Origin of the sequence: Shinella sp. (genome assembly GCF_052438155.1) — a bacterium.
Lineage (GTDB): Bacteria > Pseudomonadota > Alphaproteobacteria > Rhizobiales > Rhizobiaceae > Shinella.
In genome coordinates this window covers 67,981-85,713 of the sequence record NZ_JBQVPI010000008.1, presented here as the reverse complement: position 1 = coordinate 85,713, position 17,733 = coordinate 67,981, and the positions used below count along the sequence as shown (strand labels likewise).

Annotated in this window: 21 protein-coding genes and 2 pseudogenes; 13 read left to right on the top strand and 10 right to left on the bottom strand. The window is 60.8% G+C overall.

The genetic code is table 11. The features are described 5' to 3' along the window. Positions 1 to 16: 16 nt before the first annotated feature. The 6 genes from ACT6VE_RS16695 to ACT6VE_RS16670 all read left to right on the top strand — a co-directional run bounded on the left by ACT6VE_RS16695 (position 17) and on the right by ACT6VE_RS16670 (position 4,492). On the top strand, positions 17 to 454 hold the full coding sequence (locus ACT6VE_RS16695; protein WP_444799671.1) for a DUF2231 domain-containing protein: 438 nt from the start codon (positions 17 to 19) through the stop codon (positions 452 to 454). Further along, on the top strand, positions 447 to 1,928 hold the full coding sequence (locus ACT6VE_RS16690; protein ID WP_444799670.1) for a PQQ-dependent sugar dehydrogenase: 1,482 nt from the start codon (positions 447 to 449) through the stop codon (positions 1,926 to 1,928). The genes ACT6VE_RS16695 and ACT6VE_RS16690 overlap by 8 nt, the downstream gene beginning before the upstream one ends. Before the next feature lie 25 nt (positions 1,929 to 1,953). Then, a complete protein-coding gene (locus tag ACT6VE_RS16685) occupies positions 1,954 to 2,805 on the top strand; it encodes an NmrA family NAD(P)-binding protein (RefSeq protein ID WP_444799669.1) in 852 nt (283 codons plus the stop codon). 97 nt (positions 2,806 to 2,902) lie between these two features. Continuing rightward, entirely contained in the window at positions 2,903 to 3,154 is a 252-nt protein-coding gene (locus ACT6VE_RS16680; protein WP_272790573.1) for a glycine zipper domain-containing protein, read from the top strand. 193 nt (positions 3,155 to 3,347) lie between these two features. Then, a complete protein-coding gene (locus tag ACT6VE_RS16675) occupies positions 3,348 to 4,217 on the top strand; it encodes an SDR family oxidoreductase (RefSeq protein WP_444799668.1) in 870 nt (289 codons plus the stop codon). A gap of 11 nt (positions 4,218 to 4,228) precedes the next feature. Further along, positions 4,229 to 4,492 carry a hypothetical protein gene (locus ACT6VE_RS16670; protein ID WP_444799667.1) on the top strand — a complete coding sequence of 88 codons (264 nt, stop codon included), beginning with the start codon at positions 4,229 to 4,231 and terminating at the stop codon, positions 4,490 to 4,492. A gap of 329 nt (positions 4,493 to 4,821) precedes the next feature. Here the strand turns inward: ACT6VE_RS16670 and ACT6VE_RS16665 are convergent, their stop codons facing one another. From ACT6VE_RS16665 to ACT6VE_RS16645, 5 genes are read right to left on the bottom strand one after another with little or no spacing between them, the layout of a single operon-like run. Next, a complete protein-coding gene (locus tag ACT6VE_RS16665; protein ID WP_444799666.1) occupies positions 4,822 to 5,007 on the bottom strand; it encodes a hypothetical protein in 186 nt (61 codons plus the stop codon). Between the two features lie 9 nt (positions 5,008 to 5,016). After that, positions 5,017 to 5,211, bottom strand: a complete 195-nt coding sequence (locus ACT6VE_RS16660) for a hypothetical protein (protein WP_444799665.1) — start codon at positions 5,209 to 5,211, stop codon at positions 5,017 to 5,019. After that, positions 5,201 to 5,413 (bottom strand): hypothetical protein, encoded by a 213-nt coding sequence (locus ACT6VE_RS16655; protein WP_444799664.1) that lies wholly within the window; start codon positions 5,411 to 5,413, stop codon positions 5,201 to 5,203. Before ACT6VE_RS16655 ends, ACT6VE_RS16660 begins: the two co-directional genes overlap by 11 nt. 48 nt (positions 5,414 to 5,461) lie before the next feature. Continuing rightward, on the bottom strand, positions 5,462 to 6,271 hold the full coding sequence (gene nadE / locus ACT6VE_RS16650; RefSeq protein WP_444799663.1) for an ammonia-dependent NAD(+) synthetase: 810 nt from the start codon (positions 6,269 to 6,271) through the stop codon (positions 5,462 to 5,464). Between the two features lie 35 nt (positions 6,272 to 6,306). Then, entirely contained in the window at positions 6,307 to 6,966 is a 660-nt protein-coding gene (locus tag ACT6VE_RS16645; RefSeq protein ID WP_444799800.1) for a DUF6766 family protein, read from the bottom strand. A 270-nt stretch (positions 6,967 to 7,236) separates the two neighbouring features. Between ACT6VE_RS16645 and ACT6VE_RS16640 the strand changes: the two are divergent. The 3 genes and pseudogenes from ACT6VE_RS16640 to ACT6VE_RS16630 all read left to right on the top strand — a co-directional run bounded on the left by ACT6VE_RS16640 (position 7,237) and on the right by ACT6VE_RS16630 (position 10,056). Further along, positions 7,237 to 8,109, top strand: a pseudogene (locus ACT6VE_RS16640) (hypothetical protein). 205 nt (positions 8,110 to 8,314) lie between these two features. Then, positions 8,315 to 9,766, top strand: a complete 1,452-nt coding sequence (locus ACT6VE_RS16635; protein ID WP_444799662.1) for a sensor histidine kinase — start codon at positions 8,315 to 8,317, stop codon at positions 9,764 to 9,766. A gap of 167 nt (positions 9,767 to 9,933) precedes the next feature. Then, complete coding sequence (locus tag ACT6VE_RS16630) at positions 9,934 to 10,056, top strand: hypothetical protein (protein ID WP_444799661.1); 123 nt, start codon at positions 9,934 to 9,936, stop codon at positions 10,054 to 10,056. 263 nt (positions 10,057 to 10,319) lie between these two features. On the opposite strand, the gene ACT6VE_RS16625 is transcribed toward ACT6VE_RS16630, so the two are convergent. Further along, positions 10,320 to 10,670, bottom strand: a complete 351-nt coding sequence (locus ACT6VE_RS16625) for a hypothetical protein (RefSeq protein WP_444799660.1) — start codon at positions 10,668 to 10,670, stop codon at positions 10,320 to 10,322. 288 nt (positions 10,671 to 10,958) lie between these two features. Here ACT6VE_RS16625 and ACT6VE_RS16620 point away from each other — a divergent pair, with 288 nt between their 5' ends. After that, a complete protein-coding gene (locus tag ACT6VE_RS16620; RefSeq protein ID WP_444799659.1) occupies positions 10,959 to 11,225 on the top strand; it encodes a PepSY domain-containing protein in 267 nt (88 codons plus the stop codon). A 109-nt stretch (positions 11,226 to 11,334) separates the two neighbouring features. After that, positions 11,335 to 11,819, top strand: a pseudogene (locus ACT6VE_RS16615) (DUF3597 domain-containing protein). 85 nt (positions 11,820 to 11,904) lie between these two features. Here ACT6VE_RS16615 and ACT6VE_RS16610 read toward each other — a convergent pair. Genes ACT6VE_RS16610 through ACT6VE_RS16595 form a run of 4 tightly spaced genes read right to left on the bottom strand, consistent with a single transcriptional unit; the run spans position 11,905 to position 16,876 of the window. Next, positions 11,905 to 13,080, bottom strand: a complete 1,176-nt coding sequence (locus tag ACT6VE_RS16610; protein WP_444799658.1) for a catalase family protein — start codon at positions 13,078 to 13,080, stop codon at positions 11,905 to 11,907. Beyond that, positions 13,077 to 15,329, bottom strand: coding sequence for a xanthine dehydrogenase family protein molybdopterin-binding subunit (locus ACT6VE_RS16605; protein ID WP_444799657.1), 2,253 nt, complete (start codon positions 15,327 to 15,329; stop codon positions 13,077 to 13,079). The genes ACT6VE_RS16610 and ACT6VE_RS16605 overlap by 4 nt, the downstream gene beginning before the upstream one ends. Positions 15,330 to 15,338: 9 nt before the next feature. Then, positions 15,339 to 16,355 (bottom strand): FAD binding domain-containing protein, encoded by a 1,017-nt coding sequence (locus ACT6VE_RS16600; RefSeq protein ID WP_444799656.1) that lies wholly within the window; start codon positions 16,353 to 16,355, stop codon positions 15,339 to 15,341. After that, a complete protein-coding gene (locus ACT6VE_RS16595; RefSeq protein WP_444799799.1) occupies positions 16,352 to 16,876 on the bottom strand; it encodes a (2Fe-2S)-binding protein in 525 nt (174 codons plus the stop codon). Before ACT6VE_RS16595 ends, ACT6VE_RS16600 begins: the two co-directional genes overlap by 4 nt. A 232-nt stretch (positions 16,877 to 17,108) precedes the next feature. Between ACT6VE_RS16595 and ACT6VE_RS16590 the strand changes: the two genes are divergently transcribed. Both ACT6VE_RS16590 and ACT6VE_RS16585 read left to right on the top strand, forming a co-directional pair. After that, positions 17,109 to 17,411 carry a DUF982 domain-containing protein gene (locus tag ACT6VE_RS16590; RefSeq protein WP_444799655.1) on the top strand — a complete coding sequence of 101 codons (303 nt, stop codon included), beginning with the start codon at positions 17,109 to 17,111 and terminating at the stop codon, positions 17,409 to 17,411. 77 nt (positions 17,412 to 17,488) lie between these two features. Further along, positions 17,489 to 17,683 (top strand): DUF2934 domain-containing protein, encoded by a 195-nt coding sequence (locus ACT6VE_RS16585; RefSeq protein ID WP_444799654.1) that lies wholly within the window; start codon positions 17,489 to 17,491, stop codon positions 17,681 to 17,683. Positions 17,684 to 17,733 lie beyond the last annotated feature (50 nt).

Below are 17,733 nucleotides of genomic sequence, written 5' to 3'. Positions count from 1 at the left end.
CAACGGAACCGCGCCGATGTATCTTGACCACACCAAGCCCATGTCCCCCTGGCCGATGCGCGCCGCTTGCGGATTCTTCGCGTCGTTTCCGGTCGCCTGCTTCTCCCTCACTGTTCTGACGGACATCGCCTATTGGCAGACGTCGAACCTGCTCTGGCTTCATTTCTCCGAATGGCTGTTGTTGGCCGGGCTGGTCTTCGGATTTTGCGCCTTCGTCATAGCCGTGGTCGGCCGCGCCATCTGGAAGAACGGACCGTCATGGCTCGCGCTCCTCGCCGGCGTATTCGCGCTTTTGGCGGCGACGTTGAACAGCTTCATCCACACCGCCGACGGTTGGACGGCTGTCGTCCCCTATGGACTGGCGGTGTCGATCGTCACGGTGCTGGTCATGGTCATGGTCATGGTCATGGTCTTGGCTGCCTGGCTCGGCCGGCAGGAGGCTTCTCATGTCTAGACGCGCAATCCTTCTTGCGGCTCTTCTGCTCGCCGGATGCGGCGGCAACGACGATTTCGACACCTCGCGCCAGATCGGCCCCGATCCGGTACTTCCCGAACCGTCGCAAAGCCTGTGGCCAGACCTCAAGGTGGCGACGGTCGTCGGATGGAAGGAGGGAGAGACACCGGACGTCCCTGCGGGTCTCACCGTCACCGTCTATGCCAAAGATCTCGCCAATCCGCGCACCGTGCACACGCTTCCGAACGGCGACGTTCTGGTCGTGCAATCGAAAGCGCCGGAGGGAAAACCGCTGAACCGGCCCAAGGATATCATCCGTGGCTGGATAATGGCGATGGCGGCCGGCGGAGGAGGGGAAGGCGGCGAGACGAACCGCATCACGCTTCTGCGCGATACAAATCGCGATGGGGCGGTGGATGAGCAAAGGGAAATTCTGGCCGATTTGAATTCGCCCTTCGGTGTCGCATGGCACGATGGAACGCTGTACGTCGCTGCGGCCGACGCCATTCTCGCCTATCCCTACGAACTCGGCGGCGGAAAAATTACGGCTAGGCCGAAGATTTTGACGCCGCTTCCCGGCGGGCCGATCAATCACCATTGGACGAAGGATCTCGCTCTCAGTCCTGACGCGCGGTTTCTCTTCGTGTCGATCGGCTCGAATTCCAACGCCGGAGAACGGGGTATCGAGGCCGAGAAGGGGCGCGCGGCTATCTGGCAGGTCGACCGGCAGACCGGCGCGGCAAAGGTTTTTGCTTCGGGTTTGCGCAATCCCAACGGCCTCAACTTTCACCCGCAGACCGGCGAACTCTGGACGGTGGTCAATGAGCGTGACGAGCTCGGTCCCAATCTCGTTCCCGACTATCTCACCTCGGTGAAAGAGGGCGGTTTCTACGGCTGGCCCTGGAGCTACTACGGACAGCATGTCGATCCGCGGGTTCATCCGCAGCGTCCTGACATGGTCGAGCGGGCGATCGTGCCGGACTATGCGCTGTCGAGCCATGTCGCGGCGCTGGGCCTCGCCTTTGCCAACGATTCCGCTATGCCGGAGGCGTTCCGAGACGGTGCCTTCGTCGGCAATCACGGCAGCTGGAATCGAAACGCCTTCAACGGCTACAAGGTCATATTCATCCCCTTCGCCAACGGGCGCCTATCCCGCGCCGCTCAGGATGTTGTGACGGGCTTCCTGGCAGGGGACGAGGCCCGTGGCCGACCGGTCGGTCTTGCCATGGACGGAACGGGAGCCCTGCTCATCGCCGATGACGCCGGCAATACCGTTTGGCGCGTCGCGGCCGCCGATGGGTCCATAACGGCGCAGCCGCTTTCGACGGACAGGGTTTCGGTATCGGTTTCAAATGACGGGACATCGACGGGGCCGCTGGAAGAGAAGCCGGGGGATGCGGCGACCGCCGACGGATCTGCAACGCCCGCCCAGACCGATATCGCCCCCGCGGTTTCGTCGGAAGACGGACAATAGACGGCACAAGCGACAGGAGCGCACAATGTTCATCGTTCTGGGAGCAACGGGCCATATCGGGTCCAAACTCGTGAACCTGCTCGATGCGGCCGGCGAAAAGATCATTGCGATCGTGCACGACGCCGGCAAGGTCGACGACATCCGCACCGCGAATGTCGAGCCGATCGCTCTCGATGTGGGGAAGACCGCGCCGTTGCACGATCTCTTTCGTCGAGGCCGCCGCGCCTTTCTCCTCAATCCGCCGGCCGATCCGGGCGGCGATACGGATGCAACGGAAACGGCGACAGCGCGTGCCATCACGGACGCCCTGCCCGGTTCGGGCCTTGAAAAGATCGTTGTCGCCTCGACCTATGGCGCCCAGCCGGGAGAGGGGATCGGTGACCTGTCCGTCCTGTTCGACTTCGAGCAGCAAGCCGAGGCAAGCGGCGTTCCCACGGCGATAAACCGTGCGGCCTACTACTACACGAACCTCGACATGTTGCTGCAACCCGCGAGGGAAGGCGTCCTGCAGACACCCTTTCCGGGCGACATGCGTCTGCCGATGGTTTCGCCTGTCGACATCGCGAAAGCGGCCGCCAGCCGTCTTCTCTCCAAATCTGACGACGTCGGCATACGCTATGTCGAAGGGCCGCGTCGGTACACGTTCGACGATGTCGCGACCGCCTTCTCGACGGCGCTCGGCCGCCCTGTGCGGCTGGAGACCATTCCACGCGACAAATGGGAGGAGAGCTTTCGCGCCATGGGCTTCTCGCCGCAAGCAGCCCGTGCCTATGCGCGAATGACCGCAGCGACGGTCGATGGGCCGCACCTGCCTGCCGATCCCCTGCGCGGCGACGTTGCCCTGCTCGACCATATCAAAGGCCTGAGCGAACAATAGGTACCCAGGCCTGCCCTTCGCCTCAATCCGGGTCGACACGGCCGGGAACTTGTGGGGTGACCGCGGGTTCTCACAAGGTCGAGATAGGGAGGTTACCATGAAAAAGCTCATGCTTATTGCCTGTGTCGGGTTATCGCTTGCCGCATGTACCGCAACGGAACGGGGCGCCGGTGTTGGCGCCGCGACAGGCGCGGTTGTCGGCGGCGTTGCGACCGGCAATGTCCGCGGCGCCGCCGTTGGCGCAGCGGTCGGCGGTGTCGCCGGCGCGTTGATCGGCAATGTCGCGGATCAGCCAGGACGCTGCTACTACAGAGACCAGTACGGTAACAGATACGTCGACCGTTGCTAGGTTCGACCGAACAGGTGCAGACCCCGAGCATTTTTGCTGGGGTCTGCCCGCACACAGGCATATGCCTCCACCTTTTCCCGTCATCAGGATTGCCCGGCCCGAGCGTTACGTTTTCAGGTGTTTGCGCTCCATGCGGGAACATCTCCAGGGGCGGCGAGTTCGAAGCGCATGCCCGTTGAAGATGGAGACCGAGATGCCTGAGAACGATGCGCGCCGCCCCCTTCCGCCGCAACCCGCGCAGGAGCAAGCTCCACCCGGCCTGACGAGCGCGATGAAGCCGGTTCCCGACCACGGCGAGGAAACCTATGTCGGATCGGAAAGGTTGAAGGGGAAGGTTGCACTGATCACCGGCGCCGATTCGGGCATCGGTCGGGCCGTCGCCATCGCCTTCGCGCGCGAAGGCGCCGACATTGCAATTTCCTATCTCAGCGAAGATCAGGACGCCAATGAGACCGCCCGCTGGGTCGATGAGGCGGGCCGCAAGGCTCTCGTGCTCCCCGGGGATATAACCAGCGAAGATCACTGCCATCATCTCGTGCGTCAGTGCCTCGAAAACTTCGGCCAACTCGACATCTTGGTGAACAATGCCGCGTTCCAGCGGACCTATGCAGATATTAGCGATATCACCTCCGAGGAATGGGACCGGACGTTTCGAACCAACATTTATGCGCCCTTCTTTCTGTCCCGTGCGGCCATCCCGCATATGAAGCCGGGCAGTGCCATCATCAATACGACATCGATCCAGTCGCGCCAGCCGTCGCCTCATCTTCTCGCCTACGCGGCGACGAAGGGAGCGATTTCAAACTTCACCGCGGGGCTCGCCGAAATGGTGGCGGAGAAGGGAATCCGTGTGAACGCCGTCGCGCCGGGGCCGATCTGGACGCCGCTCATTCCCTCCACCATGCCGCCCGAGAAGACGAAGGAATTCGGCAAGCAAACCTTGATTGGTCGCGCCGGCCAGCCGGCCGAACTGGCGGGAGCTTTTGTTCTGCTCGCCTCCGACCTCGGCAGCTACATGACAGGCGCGGTGATCCCCGTCACGGGCGGCGAGATCATGATCTGAGAGAGGAAACAATGACCGACATCCGCAAACATGGTTTTGAGAGCGATGCGCAATGGCGCGAATACCTGCAGGAGATCGAAGAGACCGGACATCCGGCAGATATCCGGCCGGCGAGCGATCGGGATGTGCTCGACGACCTCGCAGCGCTGCGCGCTGAAGTCGCCGCCGTGCGGGAGCGGATGAGGATGCGGTATGACCGTGGTCACATGATACGGTGGAGGCGTGTCGTCGGTGCGGGGGTCTTGCTTCTGCTTGCCGTCGCTGCGGGCAGATGAGAAAAGCCAAGGCAAAACCGACGATTCACGCTTGGAAAGCATCGAGCAGAAACACACCTGACAGGGGACGTGCGGCGCGCGCAGACCGTTGACAAACTAACGGTTTGTCCCCTTACAGAGCGAGGTCGGAGCTCTATCTTTTCTGCTCTTGCCGGTTGCCGTCCGGCGACATGCTCGGCTCGACATGCTTCTTAACGGTCGAGGTCGTCGTGGCAGAGACAGGATCCGAAGCGGGAAAAGTGTCCTCCAATCCTTTCTGAAGTTTGCCCTTCGCATCGGCGCTGGCCTGGCGCGCCTGCTCCTCGTGCAGGGACCGTACGGCCGGCGATTCAGTTTGGCGTCCCATGTTTCCTGTCTCCTTCGTTTCGCGGAAGCTTGGTTTCATTGGCTTCGGGATGAGTGCCGTCGGAAACGCTGCCGGGATGGGGATCCGAAACCTCGCGGTCGGATGTTTGCGATGGGCGCGTGCGCTGGCCGCCAGTTGTTTTATCGGGATTGTTTGGGCTGTTTTTCATGATTGCACCTCATGACCGGTCGGGCTGTTCGTCGTCGAAACCGACGTCCCAATCCTTTTGCCGCTTCTTGCCGGGGGGTGTCCGGTTTGCCGTGGCATCCTCGGAGCCCGTGATGACGGTCGGTTTTGCGCTGGCCACACCATCGGCTTTGCGATCAGCTTGAGACGGAGCGAACGCGCCGGTCTTTTCGCGCTCATTCGCCATGAGGTCGTTCCTTCGTTTTCAGAGCGTCAGACGGGCGGTTGCGCTTCGGGTCCGTATTCGTCTCCCCGACGGCATCACGCGTGCTGTCGGGGTCGTCCTTTGCCGGAAGGTAGCCGCGAGGCCTGGTCTCTTCGGGGCCTTCCCAGCGGGGGGATTGATCGGTTGTACCGGGCGCACCGTCTCGGGGTTTGTCGATAGCCATGTCGGATCTCCTTTTCGATCCTAACCCGCCGGCTCCGTCGATGTTCCATCATCCGGCAGGGACGGGGAGCGCGCGTTTATGGGCGCTCGCATTGTAGGCCAAAAGGATTCGCTGCACCGCCGCCAGCGCGATTGACCGCCCCTCCAGGAAGTCGTCGATCTGGTCATAGGTCACGCCGTAAACGTCCTCGTCGGGTCGCAGCGGTGCATCGGATTCGAGATCAGCCGTCGGCACCTTCCACACGAGGTGATCCGGTGCGCCGAGTGCGGCGGCCACGGCGCGGATACGCCGTTTGTTGAGGCCGGCAAGCGGAAGGACGTCGGCGGCGCCGTCGCCGAATTTGGTGTAAAAACCCATAAGCGCTTCGGCGGCGTGGTCGGTTCCGATGACGAGGCCGGATGCAGCTCCTGCGATCGCATACTGCGCCACCATTCTTTGACGCGCCTTCACATTTCCAAGGATGAAATGATGGCGCAGGAGGGGATCGATGCCGCCGGCAAGCACGGCGGCCATCAGGCTGTCGGCTGCCGGTTTGATGTCCACCCTCATGACGCGATCCGGACCGATGGCGGTGACCGCCGCAGTGGCATCATCTTCGTCTGCCTGGACGCCATAGGGAAGGCGGACCGCAATGAAGGTGGCGGTCCGCCCCTCGTGGCGAAGCTCCCGCACGGCGCGCTGGGCCAGATGGCCCGCGGTGAGGGAATCGACGCCACCGCTGATACCGAGCACATAGGCCGTCTGCCGGCTGTCGACGAGATAGGTCTTGAGAAACGCAATGCGCTTTTCAATTTCATGCGCGGCGTTGAAATCGGGTTGAACTCCAAGCGCCTTGATGATCGCTGACTGCTCTATCACGTCTTGCTTCTCCTTTGAGCGTGTGCAGACACCATCTATCCTCCCGTTTTGGAGTGGGACGCCGCAACAGGTTTTGACTCCGGCGACCCCCGAAAGCGAAGGAAAATCGAGAGGATGACGAGAATGGCCGTCGACAGGAACTCGGACTGCCAGTTCTGGAAGGATTCGAACCAGAAACTGGCGCTACCCGCATGTTGCCAGATCGTCGGCGCCGGCTCGCCGTGGCTCAATGCCTCGATCGCCTCGGCGGCGGCACTGTGCCGAAGGTGGAGCACAAAGCTCACGAGAAAGAGGATAAAGAGTACGATCCCGAGCGAATAGGCATAAAGGCTGGCCGCCAAGCCCCCAAGCCGGGTTGGGAGCGGTGCCTCCGGGTCGCCGACATGGCTTGCAGGATCTTTATCCTGTTCCGCGTCGCCGTCCGGATCCTTCGATTCGGCCGAGCCGCGCTGGAAGAGAAAGGCCGTCAGCACGACATAGGCCGACATTTGCAGAAATTCGCTTTCCCAGTTCTCAAAGAGCGCAGATAGAAAATGCCCGCTCGTCAGGTACGCAGCGAGCGATACGGCAGGCTGATGATGTTGTGCCAATTCGTCGTTGTAGACGCAGATCCCCGTCATCATCATTCCTGCCAATGTTGCCATCGTCGCAGTGATCAGAACGATTGTCAGCCCGTTGTCTCTCAGCACCTTGATCATCTGAAGCTCCGCAAGCGTCTCAGCCGGGCAAACCCCGCTTACACGACAATGTTCCTCGCTGCTGTACTCTCGGAAAGGGCGGTTAATGCGGTGGCGGAGCCAAGGCATGGAACATCGGATCGTTGCAAAGGTTGTTGTTTTCACGCGCACGTCGCGTTCACGACATGTCGGAGATTTCAAATGGGTCGCGGTATTCTTCTCTGGCTCCTGGGCATTCCCCTGCCGATCGTCATTCTGCTTGTCCTGTTCATGCGATAGGAGGCGGGTATGGCCAACTACACGACGGGCGTCTCCGACGTCGGCGTCGAATCCAATGTCCCCGCTTTGACCTGGGGGCCGATTATCGGTGGCGCGGCAGCAGCCTGCTCGATCAGCCTTATCCTCCTTCTTCTCGGCTCCGGTGTGGGGCTCACCATGGTCTCCCCCTGGGGCGGTGAAAGCGCCTCTTTCACAACCGTCAGTGTGACGGCGGCGATCTGGTTCGTCATCGTGTAATGGCTCTCCTCGGCGCTTGGCGGCTACCTGACGGGACGGCTGCGCACGAAATGCGCCGGTGTTCATACCGATGAAGTGTTCTTTCGCGATACCGCGCACGGGTTTTTGAGTTGGGCGCTGGCGACGGTCGTCGTGGCCGGGTTGGCCGGCTCGGCTTTCTCTTCGCTGGTCGGCGGCGGCGTGCAAGTGGCATCATCCGTCGCGACGACCGCAACCGTCGGCGCCGCTGCAACGGCTGCGGCAAGCGACGCGGCGCCTGATCCTGCCACCGGATACTTTACGGACATGCTCCTCCGTCCGCAGGAAGGGGCGGCGAGGGCACAATTTGACGATACGGCTGCTGCCGCGGAAGTCTCTCGCATCCTGGTGCAGGGTGCCGCCAAGGGGGAGGTCGTCGAAGCGGATCGCGCCTATGTCGCCACCATCGTGGCTTCCCGTGCCAATATCCCTCCGGAAGAAGCTCGCGCACGGGTGGATCAGGTACTGCAGCAGATCGAGGATGCAAAAAACGCAGCCCTTAAGGCTGCCGACGCAGCCCGTAAGTCTGCCGCAACGGTCGCCCTGCTCGGCGCCTTGTCGTTGCCGATCGGTGCCTTCGTGGCATCTGCCGCTGCCGCTCTCGGTGGCCGCCAACGCGACGAGTGAAACGAGTATTGCCGCTTACAACGCGCCGTGTTCAAAAATGGACACGGCGCCTCTATTTTGTCTTTCGCTGGTGGGCTGGGTTGGGCGAGAGCGGCGATTTTCACGATAGAGTCGCGCGCAATAGTCGGCCAAGGATGCTTGGATTTTTCGGCCCGCCCTTGTATTAATTGCTCAAGCAATTATCTACTCGCATGGGACTATCCACATGAATAATGAGGGTTTTGTGTCGAGTTCGGGGTTTGCTCGCCACCCCGGCGAGATGGCACGTTTGGTCGGATCGTTCGACTGGGCAGGAACCAGCCTTGGTCCCATTTCCGACTGGCCCCAATGTCTGCGCTCCTCCGTCGACATCTTGCTAGGAGCGAAGGTACAGATCGTCCTCTTCTGGGGGCCGCAGTTTGTGGCCATCTACAACGACACCTATGCACCGACAATCGGCGACAAACACCCTCACGCGCTCGGCAGGCCTGCGCAGGAGCACTGGGCTGAGCTTTGGGGCGACCTTGGGCCGCTTCTGACCCGCGTGCTGGAGACAGGCGAAACGATTTCCGCCAAGGACAGGCCCTTTTACATAGAGCGCGGCCGAGGCCCGGAAACCGTCTATTTCGATATCTCCTACTCCCCCGTGCACAGCGAGGATGGTCCCGTCGCCGGCGTGTTCTGCATCGTCAACGAGACGACAGAATTGAGGCGCGCTCAGGAAACCGAGCGACAGCTCGCAGCGATCATTGCCTCGAGTGATGACGCGATCCTCAGCGCTGACCTTGGCATGACGATCGCGAGCTGGAACAATGGTGCACAACGTCTTTATGGCTATACGGCCGAGGAAGCGATCGGGCAGTCCGTTCTGATGCTCATACCGGACGACCGTAGCGATGAAGAGTACGACTTGTTTCGGCGGGTCGGCCTTGGTGAACATGTGCCTCCTTATGAAACTCGACGTCGCCGGCGGGACGGTACCCTGCTCGATGTCTCTCTAACGGTTTCTCCCATCTACGACGCGAGCGGCGAGATCATCGGGGCGTCCAAGATTGCGCGCGACATCACTGCGAAGAAGCAGTTCGAGCGCTTTCAGGCGATGGCCATGGGTGAACTCAAACACCGTATCAAGAACGTCCTTGCGACAGTTACCGCTATCGCCCGCCAGACATTCGTCAATGGAGACGACGAGCGTGAAGCCGTCAGAACGTTTGAAGAGCGGCTAGCGTCTCTTGCTCGTGCTCATGACGTGCTAACGAACGGCAATTGGGAAGAGGCAGATCTGCGAACGGTGATTGACACAGCCTTGCTGCCATATTCTCCGGATCGCTTCCGTATCGAAGGACCTGCAATCAACGTCGGCGCGCACGCGGTAACGGCCTTGACGCTCGCTTTCCACGAACTTGCGACCAATGCCGCGAAATATGGCGCGCTCTCGCGCGCCGGAGGTGTCGTTTCGATCGGCTGGGGCAAAAGCGCGGACGCCTCGCGCTTCACGCTACAATGGCGGGAGGAAGGAGGGCCGGAGGTTATTGTTCCCACAAGGCGCGGCTTTGGCTCGAAGCTCATCGAGCGCCTGCTGGCGTCCGAACTGCAGGGAGATGTGCGGTTGGAGTTCGTTCCTTCCGGGCTCGTCTGCAATGTAAGTGCTTCTCTTCCGAAGGAAGTCGATTGTTAAACAGCAGTGTGGAGCTGCTTGGCTGATACAGTCGGCTCGGAACAATCCAGGTGCCGATATTGTTCTCAGTATCCGGAGAGTGTTCATCGGAGACTGTTTTGCATCAAGTCAAACATCAAAAGGAAAGCCAACGACGCGCGCGTCTTGCATGCTATGGAAACCTGAACATGCGCAACCGTCTACAGTCGATGTATCGCGTCGAGCAAACTGCCGATTCGAGGCTCGACGATCTGCTCAAACGGCTCGATCAGGCAAGTTCCGGCCGGCAGGAGAACTGCCGGAGCAACTAGCGACCCAACGAGCGGGAGGGATTTCCTGCCGTCGAGTCGAAACGGAAATACGCTCTGCCTACGATCTGCCCCCCTTCTTCGTCCCCGCATTTCAATTAGGCACGACGTCATTGTAGAAGGTTTTCTCGGCTTCTCAAACCTATTCCGCAATGGGGGGTCCCGCGTCTCGGTTTTCGCCACCGGGATCGTACGATTGGCGACGAAACGCCGCTCATACCTTCCGCGCGGATTCCGTACAATGTGCCTGAAAACCTAAACGCGGTTCAGTACGATTTTACTCGTGACAACTGCCTTGCCCGTTGCAGGATCCTGTCGGTTGTCGTCAACGTCAGGCCTCGGGAACCTGATTTAGCAACCGACAAGTTGGCGCTGCGGTCGCCGTTTATCTCCCTGGCCTGGCATTTCCCACTCAATGAAAGTGTGGTTTCGGTTGCTGTGGATCGAAAGGAGCACGTCACAGTGATTGGGCCTCGATTGGTACGCAGCCTTACCTGTCCCTTTCCTTCATACTTTCCCTCAAGCGACGATAGAAACTGTTCTTCGCTGGCTACCGCCTTATCCGCTTGCATAAGCGCAAGGCCGCTCGCCAGAACCGCGATTGCAATCCGTTTCATGGTCCGCTCCTTTGATACGATGGAACGGAAAGACGGTGGTGCCGAGGGAAGTTCCATGGCCCCGCCTGGCAATAGGCGCCACCTCTTGGTTTCTCACGATTCCGGGCTGGGGTCGGAGGCGGATGGTGATCAATATCGGACGGGCGCCGCAAATCGCCTACCACACCGGGTTGGCGAGCTTTGTGTAAGGTTGGCCCTTCGATTGCTCGGCCTAACCGGCAGCTCTTCCGTTGGAACCTGTGACCCGCCGCGCCGTTTAGCGTTTCGATCATTGTGACGGAGAGCAACATGAAAACTCAAATCGCTATCGCTGTCGGCGCTCTTGTTATCTCTTTTGCGTCCGCGGAGGCCCAGGACGCAAAACAACGGGCTGAGGAGGGCAAAAAACCCTCGGAGATACTGGGGGAAGTGGAGCGGCGCCCGGACTTCCAGCGCCTCATCGAGATGTCGTGGAACGACCGTGGATACTATGAGATCGAATATCGCACGACCGACAAGGCAAAAGTGGAAATCAATATCGACGCCAAAAGCGGAACGCCAGTCGATCAGGAATAGGAGATTGCACGACGGGCGATCCCGGCGAGAGTCTTTGAGCTTCGAGGAGAATATTAAACCTCTAAGCCGCGCTCGAATCTCACATTTCGCAAACACAACGGAGCCGTCTATGGGCATTTTTAGCCGTATCAAGGAAAAACTCTTCGGTTAGCAGAAAACCAAGGGGACACACCGGTAACCTCCGGCGCCAGCACGGTAACCGCTGACACGACAGCCCCTGCAACGACCGATAAGGGGGACAGATCGGAGAGAATGGCTGACCCAGCAACCCCCGATGAAGTCACCGCGACACTTACGGGCGCGCATTCCGCTCCGGTGATGGCGACATCCGCGGGACAGGTGGATGTTGCAGCGGTCATGGACGCTGCTGTCAGAAGCAATGGACAGAAGCTCGACTGGCGCCGTTCGATTGTCGACATGATGAAGGCGCTTGAGCTGGATTCGAGCCTTTCGGCGCGCAAGGAACCGGCCGATGAGTTGGGCTTTACGGGAGACAAGAATGATTCCGCCGGAATGAATATCTGGATTCATAAGGCGCTCATGAAGGCCTTGGCAGATGACGGGGGGAAGGTGCCAGACGAACTGCTCGACTAGTCGCGGCGCATGGATCACCGAGGGAGCGGGGATGCTAAAACGTTTGGCTTCCCCGTTTCCAACGCCCTTCTTGGCTGCTGTGATATCAGTCAGGCGAGAGAACGTTCCGGTTAGCCGGAACGCGCTTCTCTGTAGGCAAAATTGCCTCCAATTCCGGCTCACGTGGCGTGAATGGAGAGGACAACGGCTCCGTAACCGGCGTCGCATTGCGCTGAGAGCGGAATGCCGCCGACTTCTCATAGGCCAGCTTGCGCAGCCGCATGATTGAGCCGAGCGGCTGGTGGGCCTCGACACCATTCCATGGATCGAACCGCATGCCGTCATCGACCGTGTTGGAGCGCTCTTCGTTCCACGCCTGTTGGGGATCCACGATGATCCGGGCGATTGTGATGAATGGGCTGGTCTTCTCATCCCAGGGAGAGATGCCATCGACGGGCATCGCATCAAGATCGGTACAAAGCTGGATCTGTAGATGCCAGATTGCGGTCTCCTCGGCGAAGAAGTGCTCGACTTCATGGCGTATGGCGTTTGAGTCCTTGCCGATATCGAGCCGTGCATTTGCGAGAGCCCGGAGATTGTCCGAGGCGGGTACGACGCCGACCTTCGCAACATAGTCGCCGTACCGAATGGGCACTTGCGAAAAAAAGCTCTCGCCAAGGATATGGGTTGGCGGATTTCCTCCGAGCGATTTCAGCATCGCGCTCTGGCCACCAACAGCCTCGACGACGGATTCCATGCCCCTGAACACCTTCGAGATAAGCTCCTTCAGGCCTTCAATCCGATCGGTGGTCAAAGCGAGCATCCTGAGATTCTTCAGAAACGCCTCTCCGCTTGGTGAGTCGAACTCCTTGCCGTTGGCCAGCACGAAGTCCTGGTTGGATGATCCCTCGGAGCCAGGCAGCCGGGCACCCTCGACATCAAGAACCTTCAAAGCCATACCGCGCGGCGTCGAGACGCTATCGTGCAGCAGATCACCGGGCGTCGTCGAAAGCCGGATGACGCAGGCGTAAGACTGTGATTTGCTGAAAATGCCCTGAGTAAGTTCCGGTGGCAGATCGGCGAGCACCTCCAGACGCGCCGCAAGCAGGCCGTGGCTCTTGGCGTGGACGCATCGCATTGCGTGGCCGCTATCGGCATAGGTCTTCTGCGCGATAGACAGCATGGTCTCGGCAAGGTCGCGAGCGATTTGCGGTTCATCGGGTTCGATCTGCTCCACGTCGGGACGATATCGGAGCGGGGTGATGGCAAGGCGCTCGGTCATTGAACGGCCTCGCTTTGGAGAATCTTGTCTACAGTGATCGGCAGGGTACGGATGCGTTTCCCTGTGGCGTGGAAAACCGCGTTCGACACGGCCGCGGCAACGCCGACGATGCCGATTTCACCGAGGCCCTTGACGCCGATCGGGCTTGCCATGTCGTCGTCCTCCTCCACGAATATCACCTCGATGTCGCGGATATCCGCATGGGCGGCCACATGATATTCGGCGAGATTGTGGTTCATGATCCGGCCGGTGCGATGGTCGATCATGCCCTCCTCGTGAAGCGCCATGCCTATCCCCATAACGATGCCGCCGAGAATTTGGCTGCGGGCGGTCTTTGGATTGAGGATGCGTCCGGCGCCGATGGCGCTGACGACGCGGGTGACCCGCACGATGCCAAGTTCCTCGTCCACCTTCACTTCGACGAAGACCGCCGAATGGGTGTAGGAGGCATATCGCATCATGGTCAGCATATCCGGGCCGACCTTGGCATGTTCCTCGATCGCCTCGAGCCCCGCCGCCTGCAGGATGTCAGCCGTTGAAACGCCGATCTGGTGATTGCTTTCCAGGACGAGGCGGCCTTCGGCAATTTCGACCTGCTGCTCTTTCGCCTCCTTAAGCGGCGAATTCTCCATCGACTGAGCGTGCGTGAGAAGGGTCTTGATGACCGCTTTCGCGGCGGCCTGCACAGCCGATCCTGTGGTCGCGGCCGTCCAGGAGCCGCCCTCGACGCCGGTCTTGGGAAGATCGGATGCGCCGATCTCGACCCTCACGGCGTCGATCGGACAGTCGAAAGCTTCCGCCGCGAGCTGGCCGAGGATCGTATAGGTGCCGGTGCCGATATCGGAAGCGGCAGCGCTTACAGTTACGCTGCCGTCGACCGACAGTCGGACCTTCGCCTCACCCTTCGACATCATCGCCTCCCAGATGCCGCCTGCCATGCCCCAGCCGACGAGATCGTCGCCCTCGCGCATGGAGCGCGGCGCGGCAGAGCGCTCGGCCCAGCCGAACCGCGCCGCGCCTTCGCGATAGCAGGCGTGAAGAGCCTTGGATGTGATCGCCTTGTCCTGGTTCTGGTCGCGGTGGATGAAATTGCGGATGCGCAGTTCCAAAGGATCGATGCCAACCGCATAGGCCAGCTCGTCCATGGCCGCTTCCAATGCGGTGACGCCTGTGGCCGCTCCCGGCGCGCGCATGTCGCCCGGCGTCGCGAGATCGAGCTTGGCGATCTCGTACGATATCTTGACGTTCTCGCACTTGTAAGCGAGGCCGGACCAGTTCGCTACGTTCTCCTGATAGTCCTCATGGCGCGATGTGGCATGAACAGCATGGTGCATGACCGCCTGCAGATGCCCTTCAGCGTTGGCCGCGAGCGAGACGGTCTGAATGCAGGACGGTCGCCATGTCAGGTAGAACATGTCCTGTCGCGTCATCTCCACCTTCATCGACCGGTTCAGATCGAGACTTGCCATGACAGCGAAGAACAGCTGGTGCTTGGGTCGCAGCGCCTGGCCGAAGGCGCCGCCGACGAAACTGTTCTTCACGACCACTTTTTCCGGGTCGAGACCGAAGACGCCGCAGATGTAGTCGCGGCTATTCTGCGAGCCCTGCGTCTTGTCGTGGATGGTCAGCGCGCCGTTCGTGTCGAGGAGAACGGTAGAGGCGAAGAGTTCCATCGGGTTGTGGTGCTCCCCGGAAAGAACATAGTCAGCGGAGACCTTGTGGGCGGCGGCGGTGAATGCCGCTTGAGCATCGCCTCTTGGAGGTGGCGGCATGAACTGCTTCATGCGCGGGACGGGCGGTTCGTAGCTTTCGTGACGCTGCGCGACAATGTCGGTGTGCGGCTCCTCCGAGAGGTATTCGACCTGGATCAGCCCGGCGGCGTCGCGTGCCGCTTCCGGGCTTTCAGCGACGACGAAGGCAACCGGCTGGCCGTCGAAGAGGACGCGGTCGTTTTCGAGCGGGCGGAACGGATGACCGGGTAGCGCGACCGCATCCTTCCACTTGCTGTCCCGGTAGGCCGTTTTGGGCCGGTTCTCGTGCGTGTAGATCTTGACGACGCCCGGGAAATGTTCGGCTGCTGCCGTATGGATGGTGCGAATGCGGCCAGTGGCGATGGTCGCAGGCACCACATGCCCGTAGAGCATGCCCGGCCCGAAATGTTCCGCCGCATATCGTGCCTGGCCCGTCACCTTCAGCGGGCCGTCGATGCGCGAGACCGGCAGGCCGACGGTTTTGGATTGATTGAGCATGTTGGCCTCCTACTGGATCGCTTTAACCGTTTGATCCTGCGGATGGCCGCTCACGGCCTGCCGCAGCGCGCGCACGATGGCGCGGTGGGCGAGAGGGATCTTGAAGTCGTTATGGCCCCGGCCTTCCGCTCCCGCCAGCAAGCGATCGGCGAGGCGGACGAAGGTCTCTTCTCCGGCTGGCGCGCCGGCAAATTCCGCCTCGGCCAGTGAATCGCGCCAAGGCTTGTGAGCAACCCCGCCGAGCGCGACACGCAGTTCGACGAAACGCCCGTCAGCGACCTGCACGGCCGCGGCGACGGAAACGAGCGCGAAGGCGTAGGAAAGGCGGTCGCGCAGCTTCAGATAGGTGTGATGCCCGGCGAAATGGTTGGCTTCGAGTCGGACGCCGGTGACGATCTCGCCACGGCGGAGCGTGTTGTCCCGGTCCGGCGCGTCGCCGGGCAGGCGATGGAAATCGGCGAAGCCGATCTCGCGCGCGCCATCCGGCCCCTCGACCTCCACCGTCGCGTCCAGCGCTGCCAGCGCCACGCACATGTCGGAAGGATGCACGGCAATGCAGGCGTCACTTGCGCCGAAGATCGCGTGAATGCGGTTAAGGCCGCCGATGGCCGGACAGCCGCTGCCCGGTTCGCGCTTGTTGCAGGGCGATGCCGGGTCATAGAAATAATAGCAGCGTGTACGCTGGAGCAGATTGCCGCCGGTCGTCGCTGCATTGCGCAGTTGCGGCGAGGCGCCGGCGAGGATGGCGCTCGACAAGAGCGGAAAGTGTTGCTCGACGCGCGGATCGTAGGCGACAGCCGAATTGCTGACCAGCGCCCCGATCCGCAGGCCGCCGTCGGGCAATTCCACGATCTCCTTCAACGGCAGACGATTGATATCGACCACGGCCTCTGGCTCAGCGACATCGTATTTGATCAGATCGATGAGATTGGTTCCGCCAGCCAGCAACTGTGCCTGCGGATTGGCCATCAGCGCAGCGACCGCATCGCCGACGGATTCGGCGCGTGTGTAGGAAAAGGGTTTCATTCGGCGGCCTCCCGTTGGGGCGTTCCAGCCTGGGCGGAGAGCACCTCCTCAATGGCATCTGCAATGTTCGTGTAGGCACCGCAACGACAGAGGTTGCCGCTCATCAGTTCGCGGATCTCGTCGCGACTTTGCGCATGGCCTTCGTTGATCAGGCCGACGGCCGAACAGATTTGACCGGGTGTGCAATATCCGCACTGAAAGGCATCGTGCTTGACGAAGGCCCTTTGCAAAGGGTGCATGTCGCGAAGTGTGCCGAGACCCTCGATCGTGGTAATCTCTGCACCGTCGAGCGTGACGGCGAGCTTGAGACAGGAATTCATCCGCTCACCATCAATCAGCACCGTACAGGCGCCGCACTGCCCGTGGTCGCAGCCTTTCTTGGTGCCGGTCAACTCAAGCTCGTTGCGCAACAGGTCGAGCAGGGTTGTCCAGGGATGGGCATCCACGGTCTGAGCGATGCCATTGATATCGAGGATGAGCGAAGAGGTGGGGAGGCCCGATTGAGCGCGCGGAGTGTCCATATCTTCTGCCTTTTTATTGCGTGAACTGTTCGCTAACGAGAGGCATCCTTTATTGTTCCGGAGCGTGCCAAGCGGCGCGCGTTTGGCCAAGCGCGACGCCCGAGATGCCGGTTTCCGGCCTTGCATATCGTTGTATGGGGAACTCGACCTGATGGTTGCCGGCCGCTCTTGAAAACAGGGCAATGAAAACCAAATTGGTAGCGCCAGAATTGTCATTGAAAGGAGGATTGCGATGCTGGCTGATATCTACTTCTCTGTTCCCCTTCAGGTGTCCTTTCCCAATGGGGTGACGCGCTCGTTCGAGAGCGTTCATGACACCGTCGATTTTCTCGAAAATGAATGGCCTCTGCGTCATGGCGAGCGTTACAAACGCGCGCGGGAGAAATGCCGCGCTGCGCTCTATCGCATGACGCCTGTCGCAATTGCGCGCGAAGCGTTCGTCGCCGCGTGCCTGGAGGCCGACCTGCCCGTTCAAGGTCTCCCGCCAGCGTGGAATCGGTCCGGCCCTTCATCACCACCGCGAATGAGCGCCTAGCTTAGGTTCGCTGAACGCCGTTTGGAACATACGCACGCGCCGCCGGTTTGGTTTTCACGATCAGCAGGAGGTTCCCGATGACCAACGACCGTGAGGAAAAGATCCGCGCCCGCGCCTATGAAATCTGGCAACGCGAAGGCTCCGAAGACGGGGTAGCGCTTGATCACTGGATTCAAGCCCAGGAAGAGGTGGATGCCGAGCCTGGAGCCGACACAGAGGAAAGCGCGCGAGATCCTGAAAACCTTGAAAACCGCCCTCCGCCGCCCAGTTGAGGCGGCGCGACAGACCAAGCATTCTTAACGCAGCCGCTCGACCCTCATAA